The sequence below is a fragment of the Thalassospira profundimaris genome (assembly GCF_003326795.1).
Classification (GTDB): Bacteria; Pseudomonadota; Alphaproteobacteria; order Rhodospirillales; family Thalassospiraceae; genus Thalassospira; species Thalassospira profundimaris_C.
On the sequence record NZ_JPWI01000005.1, the window covers coordinates 75,413 to 91,869 of the forward strand.

Genomic DNA, 16,457 nt, shown 5'->3' on the forward strand with positions numbered 1-16,457 from the left:
TCGATATGTGGCGTCTGATTTCGCCTTTCAATAGGGGCGTTGTCTTGGTCGAGTCTGTTTTGCTCAGACCTGTTTGTCGCCTGCCGCATCTGTCTGTGAGTGCGACGGTCAAAAGTCATCATCGGGATTCTTCTGTGCCGATCCGACATATTCCGAATCCGGTGCGATTCGGTTTTCACGCATCGGATAAACGGGGTTGATGGGGGATGTTTGTCTGTCTGGATTTGTGCGGTGCAGGATCGCCAGAAAATTTTGCAACGCGACGAAGCGCTAAAGATCTAACTGATCGGTCCGTCAGATAACGTTACGTAATCAAGGGTAGAAAGAATACAATAAGGCGGGCAAGCTTTGATTGTGCAGTGCGAATTTGTAGAAAACTCCCAATCCCTTGCTGATCATTGCATTGACGCAATATGCTGAAATTGGTACTTAAATGCCTATTAAATGTGTCAGGCCCGGTTTCCGTAAGGTCAGGGTCGTATAAAAATCCGACACATCATCAGGGAAACTGAATAGCGGTTTGCAAATTTCACCAAAATGAACCCGGTTTGCGGTTCTGCGGCATTTGCGGCCCAAGTCAGGGAGGAATGCGACGGCATGACGTCACAGAGTCCTATTTTGCAGATTAGCGACGTGTCGCTGGTTTTCGGCGGTGTGCGTGCGCTGAGTGATGTCAGCTTTTCGGTCCAGCCGGGCGAGCTTTTTTCGATTATTGGTCCGAACGGGGCCGGTAAGACATCAATGCTGAACTGTGTGTCCGGGCGTTATAGCCCGACATCTGGTTCCGTATCGTTCAAGGGGCAGGATGTCACGGGGCTCAAGCCCAATGACCGTGCTGAACTTGGCATCGGACGTACCTTCCAGAATCTGGCGTTGTTCGGCCATATGAATGTTCTGGATAACATCATGGTTGGTCGCCACCATCTTCTGAAGAACAACTTCATGAACGGGCCGCTTTACTGGTTTGGCGGCGCGCAGAAAGAAGAACTCGAACATCGCCGCTTCTGCGAGGATGTGATCGATTTTCTTGAAATCTCCCATATCCGCAAGGCAACAGCGGGCACGCTTTCATATGGTTTGCGCAAGCGCGTGGAACTTGCGCGTGCTGTTGCGCTGCGCCCTGACCTGATCCTGCTTGATGAACCGATGGCGGGCATGAACCTCGAAGAAAAAGAGGACATGGCGCGCTTCATCATCGACCTCAACGAAGAGTGGGGCATGACGGTGGTGATGATCGAACATGACATGGGTGTGGTTATGGATATCTCGAACCGCGTGATGGTTCTTGATTTCGGACGCAAGATTGCCGAAGGCCTCCCCGAAGAGGTGATGGCCAACAGTCACGTCAAGAAAGCCTATCTCGGCGAAGAAGACGACGAAACGGATGAAGACGAGCAGGTGGCCTGAGCATGAGCAGCAATATCCCCGATTATGCCGACGTTCAGTCGCTTGATACCTTCCCGAAAGTGCTGGCCTATAATGCCCGCAATTTTGGCGGTGAAATTGCCATGCGCGAAAAGGAATTCGGCATCTGGCAGGAATTCACATGGAAAGACTATAACGACCGCGTCAAATGGATGACGCTTGGCATGCGCAGCCTTGGCATCAGCCAGGGTGATGTTGTCGGCATCATTGGTGAAAACCGTCCGGAATGGGTCTGGGGTGAAATCGCAGCCCACGCGCTGCGCGGTATGTCGGTCGGTCTGTATCAGGACAGCCTTCATGAAGAAGTCGCCTATCTGATCACCTATTCCGGTGCCCGGATCCTGATCGCTGAAGACGAAGAACAATGCGACAAGCTGATCGAGCTTGGTGAAGATATCCCGACTGTCGAGCACATCATTTATTGCGACCCGCGCGGGATGCGCAAATATGATGATCCGCGTTTGATGGATGTTGAAAAGCTTTATGAGCTTGGTCGCGCGCTTGAGGACAAAAATCCCGGTATCTATGACCAGATGGTTGCTGATACCCGTGGTGATGAATGTGCAATCCTGTGTACGACGTCGGGCACCACGTCCAAGCCGAAAATGGCAATGCTCAATTCCGGTGATTTTCTGGATCATTGCGCGGCCTATCTGCGTGCCGACCCGAAATATCCCGGTGACAACTATGTCTCTGTCCTGCCGCTTCCGTGGATCATGGAACAGGTCTATGTGGTTGGTCAGTCCCTGATCAGCCGCCAGATCGTCAATTTCGTCGAAGAGCAGGAAACCATGATGGCCGACCTGCGCGAAATTGGCCCGAACTTTGTTCTGCTGGCACCGCGCGTCTGGGAAACCATTGCAGCCGATGTCCGCGCCCGGATGATGGATTCCACACCGTTCAAACAAAAGATGTTTGATGCCGGTATGGCACTGGCCCGCACGGCCCTTGATAATGGTGGTCATTCCAAGCTGGCCGACATCATTCTGATGAATGCACTGAAAGACCGCCTGGGGTTCTCGAACCTGCGTTCGGCGGCAACCGGTGGTGCGGCGATTGGCCCGGAAACCTTCAAGTTCTTCCATGCCATGGGTGTGCCGCTACGCCAGCTTTATGGCCAGACCGAACTGTGTGGTGCCTATACCATCCATCAGCCGGACGACATTGATTTCGATACAGTCGGGATTGCCTTTGACAATTCCGACATTCAGGTCATCAACACCGATGAAAACGGGGTTGGCGAAATCGTTGCCCGCACGTCGGGGATGTTTACCGGTTACTACAAAAACCAGGATGCCTATGACGAAGATGTCAGGGATGGCTGGATGCATACCGGTGATGCCGGCTACTTCAAGGACGAAAACAAGCATCTTGTTGTGATCGACCGCATGAAGGATCTGGCAGAAACATCGACCGGGGTTCGGTATTCGCCGCAGTTTATCGAGAACAAACTGAAATTCTCGCCCTTCATTGCCGAGGCCGTGATCCTTGGCAAGGATCTGCCGTTCCTGTCGACCATGATCTGCATTCGCTATTCGATCATGGCCAAATGGGCCGAGCAGCGCGGGATCGCCTTTACCAACTACACCAACCTGTCCGCCCAGCCGCAGGTCTATGACATGATCACCAAGGAAATCCACGAGGTGAACAAGACCCTGCCCGAGGCACAGCGTATCAAGCGTTTCCTTCTTCTCTACAAGGAACTTGATGCCGATGACGGGGAACTGACCCGTACGCGCAAAGTGCGTCGTGGCGTGGTTGCCGAAAAATATGCCGACATCATTGATGCGGTTTATGCCGGCAATGACACGGTGGATATCGACACCATGATCACCTTCCAGGACGGGTCGAAAACCCGCATCCAGACAAGTGTGAAGGTCGTCGATCTCGAAGATAACAAGGTCGCACAGACGGCCCCGAAAGCCGCCGAATAAGGCAGCAGCAAAACTGTGGTCCCGGTCTATCGGATTGCGGGCCGCCATTACAGGGATGGCAACATGAATTTCGAACTTCTGTTCCAGCTTCTGCTGAACGGGTTGATTGTCGGCACACTCTATGGCGTCGTCGCGATGTGCTTTGTGCTGATCTATAAATCAACCCAGATCGTTAACTTTGCCCAGGGCGAGTTTCTGCTGATTGGCGCGTGGGTTTGCTATGCGTTTCTGGTGGAAATGAGTTTGCCTTTCTGGCTGGGTTTCCTGTTTACGCTGCTGTTTATGATGGCGTTTGGCATCATCCTTCAGATGGTCGTCTTGCGTCCGATGATCGGGGAACCGATCATTTCCGTGATCATGGTGACCATCGGCCTTTCTATTTTCTTCCAGGCCGCGACCAAGTGGATTTTCGGTGCCACCACGGCAAGCTATCCGCAAGTGTTCGAGACCCGGTCGATCAATCTGCTCGGGATGCAAATCGAAACCGCCTACATCATGAGTTTCGTGATCTCGCTGTTCATCATGGCAGGCTTCTACTGGTTCTTTAAATATTCCAAACTCGGCCTGGCCATGCGCGCAACTGCATTTGACCAGCAGGTTGCGCAAAGCCTGGGTATTTCAGTCAAGACCGTCTTTGCAATGTCCTGGGCCATCTCGGCACTTGTTTCGGGGATTGCGGGGATTGTGATCGGCATGGTCAACGGCGTGTCTTCCGCACTTTCGGTGATCGGGATCAAGGTGTTCCCGGCGGTCATTCTGGGCGGGCTTGATTCAATTGTTGGCGCCATCGTTGGTGGTGTGATTATCGGCCTGCTTGAAAACACCGCCGAGTTTGTCGATGGCCAGTATCTGAACTGGGGCAACCTGTTCTCGATCGCACCGTTCTATGTGCTGATCATCATTCTGTGCATCAAGCCATATGGCCTGTTTGGCACCAAAGACATCGAACGTATCTAAGGGACGGGGAAACGAATTATGGCTGGATTTTCGATGCGTCCCTGCGGTGACTTCCGAACGACTTATCGTCAGGATACCCGCATTTTCGACACAACCTATGTCCGCAATGCCGCCATTCTTGGCATCGTTGCAGTGGCGTTGATCCCGTTTGTTCTGGATGGCTATTACGTCAACCTGTTCATCCAGATTTCCTATTTCGCCATCGCGGCGCTGGGGCTGAACATTCTGGTCGGCTTTACCGGACAGATTTCACTTGGGCATGCCGCGTTCTTTGGCTTCGGCGCATTTGCGTCGGCCTGGATCAACAATATGACCGGAATTCCGGTCTTGTTGTCGATCCCGCTTGCCGGTCTGATGACGGCGGCGGTCGGGATGCTGTTTGGCTTGCCTGCGGCCCGTATCAAGGGGCTCTATCTGGCGATTGCAACTTTGGCGGCCCAGTTCATCCTTGAAGACTTCTTTGCCCGGGCTGACTGGTTTACCGGTGGTTCCTATGGGGCGGCGGCCAATCCGATCAATGTGTTTGGCTATGAAATCCTTGATGATTTCAGCTTCTTCTATGTGGCGCTGTTCTTCCTGGTGGTGATGTATCTTCTGGGCACCAACCTGATGCGGACCCGTGATGGTCGTGCCTTTGTGGCAGTCCGTGACCATTATCTGTCGGCCGAAATCATGGGGATCAATCTTACCAAATATCGCCTGATGAGCTTTGCCATCTCGTCCTTCTATGCCGGTGTCGGCGGGGCGATGTACGGGCATTACCTTGGCTTTGTGTCTGCCGAGGGTTTCACCATTCTGCTGTCGATCCAGTTCCTGGGCATGATCATCATCGGTGGTCTTGGTTCGGTCAAAGGCACCCTGATGGGAACCGTCTTTATGGTGCTTTTGCCCGAAGTCATGGAAAGCGGCGTCAGCGCATTGAGTATTTTCGAATGGGCCAATTCGACGGCAGTGACCGACGGGCTGGCTTATATCAAGGAGATGGCGATTGGTCTGGCCATCATCCTGTTCCTGATCTTCGAACCGGACGGGCTTGCCCATCGCTGGAAGCAGATCAGGGCGTACTGGAAGCTTTATCCCTTCTCGTACTGATAAAGACCCCGAACCCGACCGCCAGAAACAAAAAGGTCGGGATCAAAACGGGGAGACCGGGAGGCTATCTTTGATGAAAACGTCCAAGGGAGACGTCGTTATGAAAAGACTGATTGCTGCGACCGCGATGGTTGCGACCGGCTTGTCATTCTCGGCAGCCAAGGCAGACGAAGTATTTGTCGGCCATCTGATGGATATCACCGGTGCGACCGGCTTTATCGGCAAGTTCTATGCTGATGGTGTGCGTGATGCGCTTTCCTACATCAATACCCATGGCGGTATTGACGGAACGGTGCTGGACTCTGAATCTGTTGACTATGCCTACAAGGTTCCCCAGGCCATTGCGAACTACAAGAAATGGCGTTCGCGCAACAACATGGTTGCCATGCAGGGCTGGGGCACCGGTGACACCGAAGCTCTGATCAGCTTTGTGGCACAGGATGAAGTTCCGGTTTATTCCGCTTCCTATTCCGGCCATCTGACCGATCCGACGGCTAAAAACCCGAAAACGGCAAAGCCGGCACCGTATAACTTCTTCTATGGGGCATCCTATTCCGACGCCTGCCGCGCCATGGTTCAGTGGGCAGCCGAAGACTGGAAACAGTCCGGCGGTTCCGGCAAGCCGATCTTCTCGCATATCGGGGATAACCATCCTTATCCGAACGCACCGAAAGAAGCCTGTGCTGAATACGCAACCGAACTTGGTTTCGAAGTAACCGCGCCGGTCGTTGTTTCGATGAAGCCGGGCGACTTCAAGGCACAGTGCCTGACCATGAAGGAAGCCGGTACCAATTACGGTTATCTTGGCAACCTGGGACCGTCGGTTGTTTCGCTTGTGAAGTCTTGCGATACGGTCGGTGCAACCCCGAAATGGCTGGCTAACATCTGGGCGGGTGACTATGAAACGCTCAAGACCATCGGTGATGTAGAAAACTATGTCTTCCCGGCCATGACCAGTTTCTGGACCGATGAAGGCGTTCCGGGCATGGATCTGGTACGTGAAATCTCCAAGATGTCTGACAGCTCGGGCTCCGAATTCCGCACCCATCATTACATCCGCGGCATTTGCTCGGCCTATTACATGAAAGAAGCCATGGAATGGGCAAAGGCAAATGGCGGTATCACCGGCGCGAACATCAAGGCCGGCATGTATGCACGTCAGATGTGGGTACCAAAAGGTCTTGAAGGTGTTTGCATGGAAGCAACCTGGACTGCCGAAGATCATCGCGGCATCAACACCGTCAATATCTATAACGGCAGCGCCAAAGGCGGTGACGTAACGGTCAAGAAAATCACCACCGTTACCCTGCCGCGTCGTGATGACTGGCTCGGCTACTAGGACCTGAGTTCAGACATAAGAATGTCTCCCGGACTGTCCGGGGGCAGGGCATAAGACGCAAGATGCCCTGCCCCCGACAGCGGGGGATCCCAAAGAGATTATTCGAAGGGGACACCATGGCAGAGCCCGCCCGCAAAACTGACACCGCACAACCGATGCTGTCGGTCAATAACATCGAAGTTGTCTATGACGAGGTGATCCTTGTCCTGCGCGGGGTATCTCTAGAGGTTCCGCAAGGCAAAATCGTGACCCTGCTTGGCCCGAACGGGGCTGGAAAGTCGACAACGCTCAAGGCCATATCGGGATTGCTCAAAACCGAAGACGGCGAAGTCACCCGTGGCGACATCAATTTCATGGGCCAGCAGATTGCCAATGGCAACCCGGAAGACATCGTGCGCTCCGGCCTGTTTCAGGTCATGGAAGGCCGTCGCATCATCGAAGACATGACCTGTATCGAAAACCTGCGTCTGGGGGCCTATACCCGCAAGGACAAGGGCGTCAAAGATGACATCGAGATGGTCTTTGAATATTTCCCGCGTTTGAAAGAACGCACCGGTCTTGCCGGTTATCTGTCGGGCGGGGAACAGCAGATGCTGGCAATCGGGCGGTCCTTGATGGCGCGTCCGAAAATGATCCTGCTTGATGAACCGTCAATGGGTCTGTCGCCACTTCTGGTCAAGGAAGTGTTCGGGATCATCGAAAAGATCAATCGCGAACAGGGCATCACGATGCTCATCGTTGAACAGAACGCCAACTTTGCGCTTAAGGTTGCCGACTATGGCTATATCATGGAAAGCGGCAAGGTGGTTCTTGATGGCACGCGTGACGAGCTTCTGAACAACGAGGACGTCAAGGAATTCTATCTTGGCGGTGGTTCGGAAGAACGCAAAAGCTTCAAGAACATCAAATCATACAAGCGCCGCAAACGCTGGCTGTAACGATCTGATATCTTTGCTTGATGAATCTGGATGAAAGACGGGCAGATGCTGACGACTTATTATGACGCACGTGAAACACGCAAACCTGCCGACCGCGAAGCCGGACTGATGGCGGCACTGCCGCGTATCGTTCATCATGCCAAAACCAAGTCACCGGGCTATGGTCGCATTCTGGCCGATATTGATCCGCAAGTGATCTCGACGCGGGCCGCACTGGCAACCTTGCCGGTTACGCGAAAGTCCGACCTGATTGATGCACAGGCCAAGGACGCACCGCTTGCAGGGCTTAACGCCACGCCGGTTCCTGCCTTGGCGCGCATGTTCCAAAGCCCCGGCCCGATCTATGACCCGCAGGGCAAGGGCGATGACTGGTGGCGGATGGGACGTGCCTTTTTCGCTGCGGGCTTCCGTCCGGGCGATATCGTGCATAACTGTCTGTCCTATCACCTGACGCCGGGCGGCTTTATTTTTGATAGCGGCGCACGGGCGTGTGGCTGTGTGGTTGTTCCGGCAGGCGTCGGACAAAGCGAAGCCCAGGTCAAGGCGATCAGCGACCTCAAACCGGCAGGCTATAGCGGAACGCCATCCTTCCTTAAAATCCTGATTGAAAAGGCTGAGGAACTTGGTGCTGACATCTCGTCAATCAAGCGCGCGCTTGTCTCGGGTGAGGCATTGCCGCCTGCTTTGCGCGACTGGTTTGCCGAGCGCGATATCGCGATGCTGCAATGCTATGCCAGTGCCGATCTTGGCCTGATTGCCTATGAAAGTGATGCCAAGGACGGGATGATCGTTGCCGAAGACATCATTCTTGAAATCGTCCGTCCGGGGACGGGCGAACCGGTTGCCGATGGCGAAGTCGGCGAAGTTGTCGTCACCACCCTTAATATGGATTATCCGCTGATCCGTTTTGCCACAGGTGATCTGTCGGCGATTGCCGCTGGTCAAAGCCCGTGCGGGCGCACCAATGACCGGATCAAGGGCTGGATGGGGCGTGCCGATCAGACCACCAAGATCAAGGGCATGTTTGTCCATCCCCAGCAGGTTGCCGAAATCGTTAAACGTCATGCTGCTATTTCCAAGGCCCGTCTGGTGGTCACGCGCGAAAATGACAATGACGTCATGACCCTTCTGTGTGAAGGCGATCAGGCGGCTGCGGACATGAATGCAATTGCCGAAACGATGGCCGGGGTTTGCAAGCTGCGCGGCGTCGTCGGCTGGAACCCGGACGGAAGCCTGCCCAATGATGGCAAGGTGATTGATGATCGTCGCGATCATTCCTGATTGACCAGATCCTGTTTTTATTCCCGCTCGGGAAACTTGCGCCGTCCGGTCTGACCGGGCGGCTTTTTTTTATGCCAGGGTCGCAAGTTGCACAAACAGACCACCGGCAAGCATCACAACAACGGCCCCGACCAGAACACCGGCAAGCACAAAGGCCGCAAGATTAAGGAAGAATGTGTAATTGATTGCGAATGCGCTGATCTCGGCAATGTCGCGGCTGCTTTCGGGAACCTGATCAATGGCGGCGAACGCATAATGCAGCATCAGGGCGGTAATCACGATGCTGACATACATAATACCCGCAATATAAAGCGCGGTTTTCCAGCCGTAATAGTTGGCATTGACCTTGACCAGCGGCGGCACCATCAAATCCGAATAGATAAAGCCCATAATCCCGGCAAAGCTGACACCACCGGCACTAAGCACTGTGGCAAGCGGGATGTTGCCCATCGACCCGATGAAAGTTGCTGCCGCGACAAAGGGCGCAATCAAAGCATTTTCCAAAACTCTGAGGAATGGGAGCTCCGCCCCGGATTGTGTTTCACCGGTCGCAAGGAACAATGTCTGCCAGACATGGTCTGGAACAAATACTGCAATAAAACCGGCAACGGTGAAACCGATCAGGATTTCACGCCAGACCATCTGCCATTCCATGACAAAACGATTGCCGACCTTTTGCCATCCCTCGACGGAGGTCACGCGTTTTTTCCAATCGAATTCATCATCGTCAGCGCCGGACGTTTCATCTGCATGATCACGGGCCGTGCGGATCAGTCGGGATGGATAGGTGATCCTGATCAGGATGGCGGAAATCAGGATCATGATGATCCCGCCAATAATCTCGGCGACCAGAAACTGCCAGCCAAGGAACAGGAAGATCAGGACGCCAAGCTCGATGACCAGATTGGTCGATGCAAACATGAAGGCGACGGTGGCAATGAAATGTGCACCCTTCTGAAACAGGGATCGCGCGGCGGACAAGGCGGCAAATGAACAGGAACTTGAAAGCGCGCCAAATATCCCGGCGAGCGAAATGCTTGTGAAATTGCCATTACCCATGTGCTGAACCAGACGGCTTTTGGGAACAAAAACCTGGATCGCGGCACTGATCGCGTAGCCAAGAACAAAGGCCCACAAGGCATTCCAGAAGAAGCCGAGAGCTGTGATCACGCCATTTGCATATTGATCAAGGATGTTCATCGTTACCGTCCGGCATAAGGGTGAAAGAAAAACGTGCCTGATATCTGAACGGTCAGAATTTCAAAGAGTTCCAAGATAGGCTTTTGCAAGCATCTGTGTATGATGTGCAAAACATCGAATATGAGGAGGGGAGACCAAGGTGCGCAGGAGCAAAAGCTTCGCCGTTTCTATCATTACGGTTTGCCAGTTAATGGCGCTTGCCCTGTGGTTTTCCGCAACCGCCGTGCTGCCGCAATTGCGCAGCGAATTCAATATCGGTGCGGTGCAATCATCGCTGTTTACCAGCTCTGTTCTTCTTGGCTTTGTTCTGGGGACCGTCACCAGTGCCGTTTTCGGGCTGGCCGACCGGATTGAACCGCGCCGCTTCTGGGCCGTATCGGCGATCATTGCGGCAACGGCCAACATCCTGATCCTTTTTGTGCCGATTGATGGTGTGATGGTGATCTTGCTGCGCCTGATCACAGGCGTTTGCATGGCGGGCATTTATCCCGTCGGCATGAAAATGGTCGCCACCTGGTCACGCGGAGATACCGGGTTTCTGGTCGGGCTTCTGGTTGGTGCTCTGACCATGGGATCAGCGTTGCCGCATCTGTTTTCGGTGGCAGTTCCGCTTGACTGGCGTCTGGTAATCGTCGCGGCAAGTGCTTCGGCCTATATCGCGGCCATTGCTGTTCTGTTTGTCCATCTGGGCGGAACGCCGGGGCGCTCGCCGCGCTTTGATCCGCGCATGGTCGGGAAAATCTGGGCGAACAAGCCACTGCGTCATGCCTGTTATGGCTATTTCGGGCATATGTGGGAACTTTATGCCATGTGGGGCTGGATCGGCCTGTTCCTGTATGGGGCCTTTTCTGACCGTATGGTCGACAATCCCGGTGTCTGGTCGGCCCTTTCAACCTTTGCCATTGTTGGAGTTGGTGCCTTTGGATCACTGGCAGGCGGGTACTATGCAGACCGGATCGGACGAACGACGGTGACGATTGCCGCCATGGTGGTCAGCGGGGCCTGCGCACTTGTCGTGGGGGCATTTGCCGATGCGCCTTTTGCGCTGTTGATCGTGATCTGCATCATTTGGGGGATATCAGTGATCGCAGATTCCGCACAGTTTTCATCCTGCGTGATTGAACTTGCCGATCCCCACCAGGTCGGGACAGCCCTGACCCTGCAAAATGCCATTGGGTTTCTGATTGCACTGGTTTCAATTCATCTGGTGCCTGTTATTGCTGACTGGGCTGGCTGGTGGGGGGCGTTTGCCATGCTGTCGATTGGGCCGGTACTGGGTACGGTTGCAATGGTTCGTCTGCGTATGATGCCCGCGGCATCTCTTTTGGCAGGTGGTCGGAAATAGCCAATATACGGTGATCTGCAAATTTGCAGGTGATCGGTGTCACTTGACAGTCGCAAGGCGAAAAGCTGCGCCGTTTTGGTTTTCTTGACCATTTTCTGAACAAATATTACCTTCTGCCGGAATTTTCTTGCTGTCTCGCGCTGGGGGCGATGCGGCGATTATCCAAAAATAAGGGTCTTTCATGAGTCTCACCCTCATTGTTTTGCTTCCCTTCATTGGGGCGGTATTACCCGCCATAATGATCAGGGCCGGGCGCAATGCATGCGCTACTGCTACCGGTTCTGTCACGCTGCTTGCCCTGATATTGCTGATGGCCAAGGCCCCGGCAGTTATCGCCGGCGAGGTATTTCAGGTCAGTTACAATTGGCTGCCGGAACTGGGTCTGAATGTGACCTTCTTCCTTGATGGCCTTGGATTGCTGTTCGCAACGCTGATCCTTGGTATCGGCTTGCTGATTATCATCTATGCGCGGTTTTATCTGTCCAAGAACGATCCGATGGGGCGCTTCTATGTGTTCCTGCTTCTGTTCCAGGGGGCCATGGTCGGCATCGTTCTTTCCGATAACATCCTGCTGCTTCTGGTTTTCTGGGAACTGACATCGCTGTCATCGTTCCTGTTGATCGGCTACTGGAAACATCTGCCCGAAGGTCGTCAGGGTGCCCGCATGGCACTTGCCGTGACCGGTGCTGGCGGTCTTGCAATGATCGCCGGGATGCTGATCCTTGGCGATATTGTCGGGTCCTATAACCTGACCGATATTCTCCAGCATGCCGATCTGATCCAGGCATCGCCGATGTATGTGCCGGCGTTGATCCTGATCCTGCTGGGCTGTTTCACCAAGTCCGCACAGTTCCCGTTCCATTTCTGGCTTCCGCATGCCATGGCCGCACCGACACCGGTTTCGGCCTATCTGCATTCGGCAACCATGGTCAAGGCTGGCATCTTCCTGATGGCCCGCATGTGGCCGGTTCTGTCGGGTACGCCGGAATGGTTCTATATTGTTGCGACCGCCGGTCTGGTGACAATGGTTCTCGGCGCATGGATTGCGATCTTCAAGCATGACCTTAAAGGTCTTCTGGCCTATTCGACGGTCAGCCACCTTGGTCTTGTAACCATGCTGTTCGGGTTCGGTACGCCGATGGCCGCCGTTGCCGGTGTGTTCCACATCATCAACCATGCGACCTTCAAGGCGGCCCTGTTTATGACCGCAGGCATTGTCGATCATGAAACCGGTACGCGCGACATTCGCCGTTTTGGCGGGTTGCTGAACCTGATGCCGATTGCCGGGACCATCGGGATTATCTCGGCGGCATCTATGGCGGGCATCATTCCGTTTAACGGGTTCCTGTCCAAGGAAATGATGCTTGAAGAAGCATGGCATACGGTCTGGTTTGATCAGGCCTGGCTTGTTCCAACGCTTGCGACCATCGGTGCAATCTTCTCGGTTGCCTATTCTTTCCGGTTTATCTTCCATGTCTGGCTGGGCAAACCGCGTGACGAGAACCTGCCGCATCACCCGCATGATCCGCCGTTTGGCATGTGGGCGCCGCCTGCATTCCTGACCGTTCTTGTGGTTCTGATCGGTTTGTTCCCGGGCACCATTGCGGGGCCGCTGGTTGCGGCAACTTCGGGTGCGGTGATCGGTGGTGAGTTGCCGGAATATTACCTTGCACTTTGGCATGGCCTGACCCCGGCGCTTGGTATGAGTGCGATTGCGCTTGTTCTGGGTGCTGTTCTTCTGATGGGGCATGCCGGTCTTTTGTCGAAGACTGCAAACCTGTCGCGCCCGGATGCAAAGGCGATGTTTGACTGTGCTATGGTCAAACTGGTGGCCCTGAGCCGTTTGATCTCGGACAACCTGCATAATGGTTCCTTGCAGCGCTATCTGGCGATCATGGTCATGGCTGCGGTCGCCATCGGTGTTTCGGGCTTCTATGCCCAGCCCGATTACCTGTCAGGATCGCGCGAACTCCTTGACGTTTCACCGCCTGCTGCAATCGCATGGTTGCTGCTTGTCGTGACCTGTATCGCGTCGGTATTCATGCATCACAACCGGTTGCTGACATTGCTTCTGGTTGGTGTGATTGGCCTGATCGTGTCTCTTGGCTTCATCTATCTGTCCGCACCTGATCTTGCGCTGACACAAATCTCGGTCGAGGTCGTGACGGTGATCCTGATGTTGCTGGCCCTTAATATCCTGCCAAAGGAAACGCCAAAGGAAAGCATGCCGGGTCGCAAGCTGCGTGATGTGATTGTATCGGTTGCAGCGGGTCTTGGCGTTGGCGGGGCGATCTGGGCAATCATGACCCGTGATCTGCCAAATTCGATTTCGGCCTATCATCTGGCCAACTCGAAGATCGAAGGCGGCGGGACCAACGTTGTGAACGTTATCCTTGTTGACTTCCGTGGCTTTGATACCTTTGGCGAGATCATCGTTCTGGGTATTGCCGCACTTTCGATCTTTGCGCTTATCGAAACCGTAACCCAGGGCGAAGCCGCCAAACGTCTTGCCAATTGGGTCGTTAGCAACCGTCGTTCGGCGGATCGTCACCCGATGATGATGGTGGTGGCAACCCGTGTGATGTTGCCGTTGTCATTGATGGTTGGTGTTTACATCTTCCTGCGTGGTCATAACGAACCGGGCGGTGGCTTTATTGCCGGTCTGGTCGTCTCGGTTGCGCTGGTCATGCAATATATGGCGTCGGGCTTTGGCTGGACCCAGAACCGCATGAAGGTCAACTATCACGGCATGATTGGTCTGGGCGTTATTGCGGCGGCGATTACCGGTGTTTCTGCCTGGGTTGCCGGACTTCCGTTCCTGACCAGCGGCTTTGTTCATGTTCATCTTCCGATTGTTGGCGAATTTGAACTGGCATCGGCAATGGGCTTTGACCTTGGCGTGTTCCTGACGGTGGTCGGGGCGGTGATGCTGGCACTTGCCAAACTGTCACAGGTCGAACGGATGGCCGAACATGTGGATGTGAATGTCGATCCGATGGATCACGATCCGTCTGTGTCTGTCGCAACCCCGGAAAAGGAGGCCTGATATGGAATTTCTTGTAGCAAGCAGTATCGGGCTTCTAATCGCCTGCGGCACTTATTTGTTGCTGCGCGGGCGGACCTTCCCGGTGGTGATCGGTCTGGCATTGATTTCCTATGCGGTGAACGTGTTCCTGTTCGCGATGGGACGTTTGACGATCAATATGCCGCCGATCCTGCGTGATGGTGTCACCGAATATACCGATCCGCTGCCCCAGGCACTTGTCCTGACAGCCATCGTGATTTCATTCGGCATGACCGCCCTGATCGTTGTTCTGTCGATCCGGGCTTATCTTGAAATCGGCAATGACCATGTTGACGGTCGCCCGGTTGGTGCGCCATCCGAAGCAGGAGATAAAAACTGATGGGTGACTGGATTGTTGTTCCCATAGTGCTGCCCGCCGTGATGGCCGCCCTGATTGTATTGGCGGTTCGTCACGACATTATCTTGCAGCGCGTATTTTCGATTGCAGCGACGGTTGCCCTTGTCGGGGTGACGCTCTCGCTGGTGGTGTTTGCCAATGGCCATGATCCGGAAATGTACGCATTGTCGGATTGGCCTGCTCCGTTCGGTATCGTGCTGGTTCTTGACCGCTTGTCGGCGATGATGGTGTTCCTGACCTCGCTTCTGGGGCTTGGTGTTGTCCTGTTCGCCTCAAGCGAATGGGATCAGCGCGGCAAGCATTTTCACGCCCTGTTCCAGTTCCAGCTGATGGGTGTGAATGGTGCGTTTCTGACAGGCGACGTGTTCAACCTGTTCGTCTTCTTCGAGGTTCTGCTGATTGCATCCTATGGCTTGATGCTGCATGGCGCAGGGGCAGATCGTCTGAAGGCCGGTATGCAATATGTCGTCATCAACCTGACGGGATCTGCCTTGTTCCTGCTTGGTGTCGGCATGATCTACTCGGTGACCGGAACGCTGAACATGGCCGATCTTGCCATTCAGGTCAGTAATGTCGCACCGGGGGATGCCGCCCTTTTACGGGCAGGTGCGCTGGTACTGCTTCTGGTCTTCTGTGTTAAGGCGGCATTGGTGCCGATCCATTTCTGGCTTCCGGGGACTTATGCCAATGCACCGGCCCCGGTCGCAGCCCTGTTTGCGATCATGACCAAGGTCGGTGCCTATTCCGTGTTGCGTGTCTATTCGCTGGCCTTTGGCGACATGGCCGGTGACATGTCATGGCTGGCACAGCCCTATTTGTTGCCAGCAGCCCTGATCACGCTGGTTCTGGGTATGACCGGCGTTCTGGCAGCCAAGCGTCTGAACGGGCTGATTGCCTTTTCCGTGGTTGGTTCCATGGGGACCTTGCTGACGGCGATTGCACTGTTTACGCCCGAAAGCATTGCCGCAGGTCTTTATTACCTGCTGCATTCGACCTTCTCGGCAGCGGCCCTGTTCCTGATTGCCGATCTGATAATATCTCGCCGAGGCCAGTTTGGTGACAGCCTGAACACCGCCCCGACATTCCATCAATCGGGTTTCCTTGCGGTTCTGTTCTTTGTCGGGGCGATTGCGATGGCCGGGATGCCACCGTTAAGTGGTTTCCTTGGTAAATTGCAGATCCTTGATGCGGCCCGCGACAGTGACGCCATGGTCTGGATCTGGGCGATCATTCTGGTGACGTCGCTGATGTGCATTATCGGCTTTGGCCGTGCAGGCAGCGTTCTGTTCTGGAAGAGTGCCTCGGTCGACGGCGAAATTACCGTCGAAGGTGCCAAATGGCCGGTTCTGCCGATTGTTGCGGCGTGCGGCATGCTCGGCGCTCTGGTCGTGCTGACGGCATTTGGTGGTCCGGTAACGGATTATCTGCATGGCGTTGCCGCACAGATTTTCGATACCTCGGGTTACATTCAGGCTGTGCTGGGCGAAAACGCTCTGGCATTGCTGGGTCAGTAAGCGGAAAGGA

The 16,457-nt window shown here is 54.5% G+C and carries 13 protein-coding genes; 11 read left to right on the top strand and 2 right to left on the bottom strand.

Annotated features, from left to right (window positions below):
• Positions 1-597 precede the first annotated feature (597 nt).
• The 7 genes from TH30_RS09520 to TH30_RS09550 all read left to right on the top strand — a co-directional run bounded on the left by TH30_RS09520 (position 598) and on the right by TH30_RS09550 (position 8,966).
• Positions 598-1,407 (top strand): ABC transporter ATP-binding protein, encoded by an 810-nt coding sequence (locus TH30_RS09520; RefSeq protein ID WP_114098042.1) that lies wholly within the window; start codon positions 598-600, stop codon positions 1,405-1,407.
• A 2-nt stretch (positions 1,408-1,409) separates the two neighbouring features.
• A complete protein-coding gene (locus tag TH30_RS09525; RefSeq protein WP_114097864.1) occupies positions 1,410-3,359 on the top strand; it encodes a long-chain fatty acid--CoA ligase in 1,950 nt (649 codons plus the stop codon).
• A 63-nt stretch (positions 3,360-3,422) separates the two neighbouring features.
• Positions 3,423-4,316 carry a branched-chain amino acid ABC transporter permease gene (locus tag TH30_RS09530; protein WP_114097865.1) on the top strand — a complete coding sequence of 298 codons (894 nt, stop codon included), beginning with the start codon at positions 3,423-3,425 and terminating at the stop codon, positions 4,314-4,316.
• Positions 4,317-4,334: 18 nt separating this feature from the next.
• Positions 4,335-5,408, top strand: coding sequence for a branched-chain amino acid ABC transporter permease (locus TH30_RS09535; protein WP_114097866.1), 1,074 nt, complete (start codon positions 4,335-4,337; stop codon positions 5,406-5,408).
• 100 nt (positions 5,409-5,508) lie between these two features.
• Positions 5,509-6,747 (top strand): ABC transporter substrate-binding protein, encoded by a 1,239-nt coding sequence (locus tag TH30_RS09540; RefSeq protein WP_114097867.1) that lies wholly within the window; start codon positions 5,509-5,511, stop codon positions 6,745-6,747.
• Between the two features lie 116 nt (positions 6,748-6,863).
• Positions 6,864-7,685 (top strand): ABC transporter ATP-binding protein, encoded by an 822-nt coding sequence (locus TH30_RS09545; RefSeq protein WP_114097868.1) that lies wholly within the window; start codon positions 6,864-6,866, stop codon positions 7,683-7,685.
• A 45-nt stretch (positions 7,686-7,730) separates the two neighbouring features.
• On the top strand, positions 7,731-8,966 hold the full coding sequence (locus TH30_RS09550; protein ID WP_114098043.1) for a phenylacetate--CoA ligase family protein: 1,236 nt from the start codon (positions 7,731-7,733) through the stop codon (positions 8,964-8,966).
• 69 nt (positions 8,967-9,035) lie between these two features.
• On the opposite strand, the gene TH30_RS09555 is transcribed toward TH30_RS09550, so the two are convergent.
• Complete coding sequence (locus TH30_RS09555) at positions 9,036-10,166, bottom strand: permease (protein ID WP_114097869.1); 1,131 nt, start codon at positions 10,164-10,166, stop codon at positions 9,036-9,038.
• A 139-nt stretch (positions 10,167-10,305) separates the two neighbouring features.
• On the opposite strand from TH30_RS09555, the gene TH30_RS09560 reads away from it, so the two are divergent.
• Complete coding sequence (locus TH30_RS09560) at positions 10,306-11,511, top strand: MFS transporter (protein WP_114097870.1); 1,206 nt, start codon at positions 10,306-10,308, stop codon at positions 11,509-11,511.
• 39 nt (positions 11,512-11,550) lie between these two features.
• Here the strand turns inward: TH30_RS09560 and TH30_RS22090 are convergent, their stop codons facing one another.
• Positions 11,551-11,694, bottom strand: coding sequence for a hypothetical protein (locus TH30_RS22090; RefSeq protein ID WP_181850207.1), 144 nt, complete (start codon positions 11,692-11,694; stop codon positions 11,551-11,553).
• Between TH30_RS22090 and TH30_RS09565 the strand changes: the two genes are divergently transcribed.
• From TH30_RS09565 to TH30_RS09575, 3 genes are read left to right on the top strand one after another with little or no spacing between them, the layout of a single operon-like run.
• A complete protein-coding gene (locus TH30_RS09565) occupies positions 11,693-14,557 on the top strand; it encodes a monovalent cation/H+ antiporter subunit A (protein WP_114097871.1) in 2,865 nt (954 codons plus the stop codon). The two genes, TH30_RS22090 and TH30_RS09565, sit on opposite strands and share 2 nt — an antisense overlap.
• Position 14,558: 1 nt before the next feature.
• Positions 14,559-14,915: a Na+/H+ antiporter subunit C gene (locus TH30_RS09570; RefSeq protein WP_114097872.1), complete on the top strand. Its 357-nt coding sequence runs from the start codon at positions 14,559-14,561 to the stop codon at positions 14,913-14,915.
• A complete protein-coding gene (locus TH30_RS09575; RefSeq protein WP_114097873.1) occupies positions 14,915-16,447 on the top strand; it encodes a monovalent cation/H+ antiporter subunit D in 1,533 nt (510 codons plus the stop codon). The genes TH30_RS09570 and TH30_RS09575 overlap by 1 nt, the downstream gene beginning before the upstream one ends.
• The last annotated feature ends 10 nt before the right edge of the window (positions 16,448-16,457 follow it).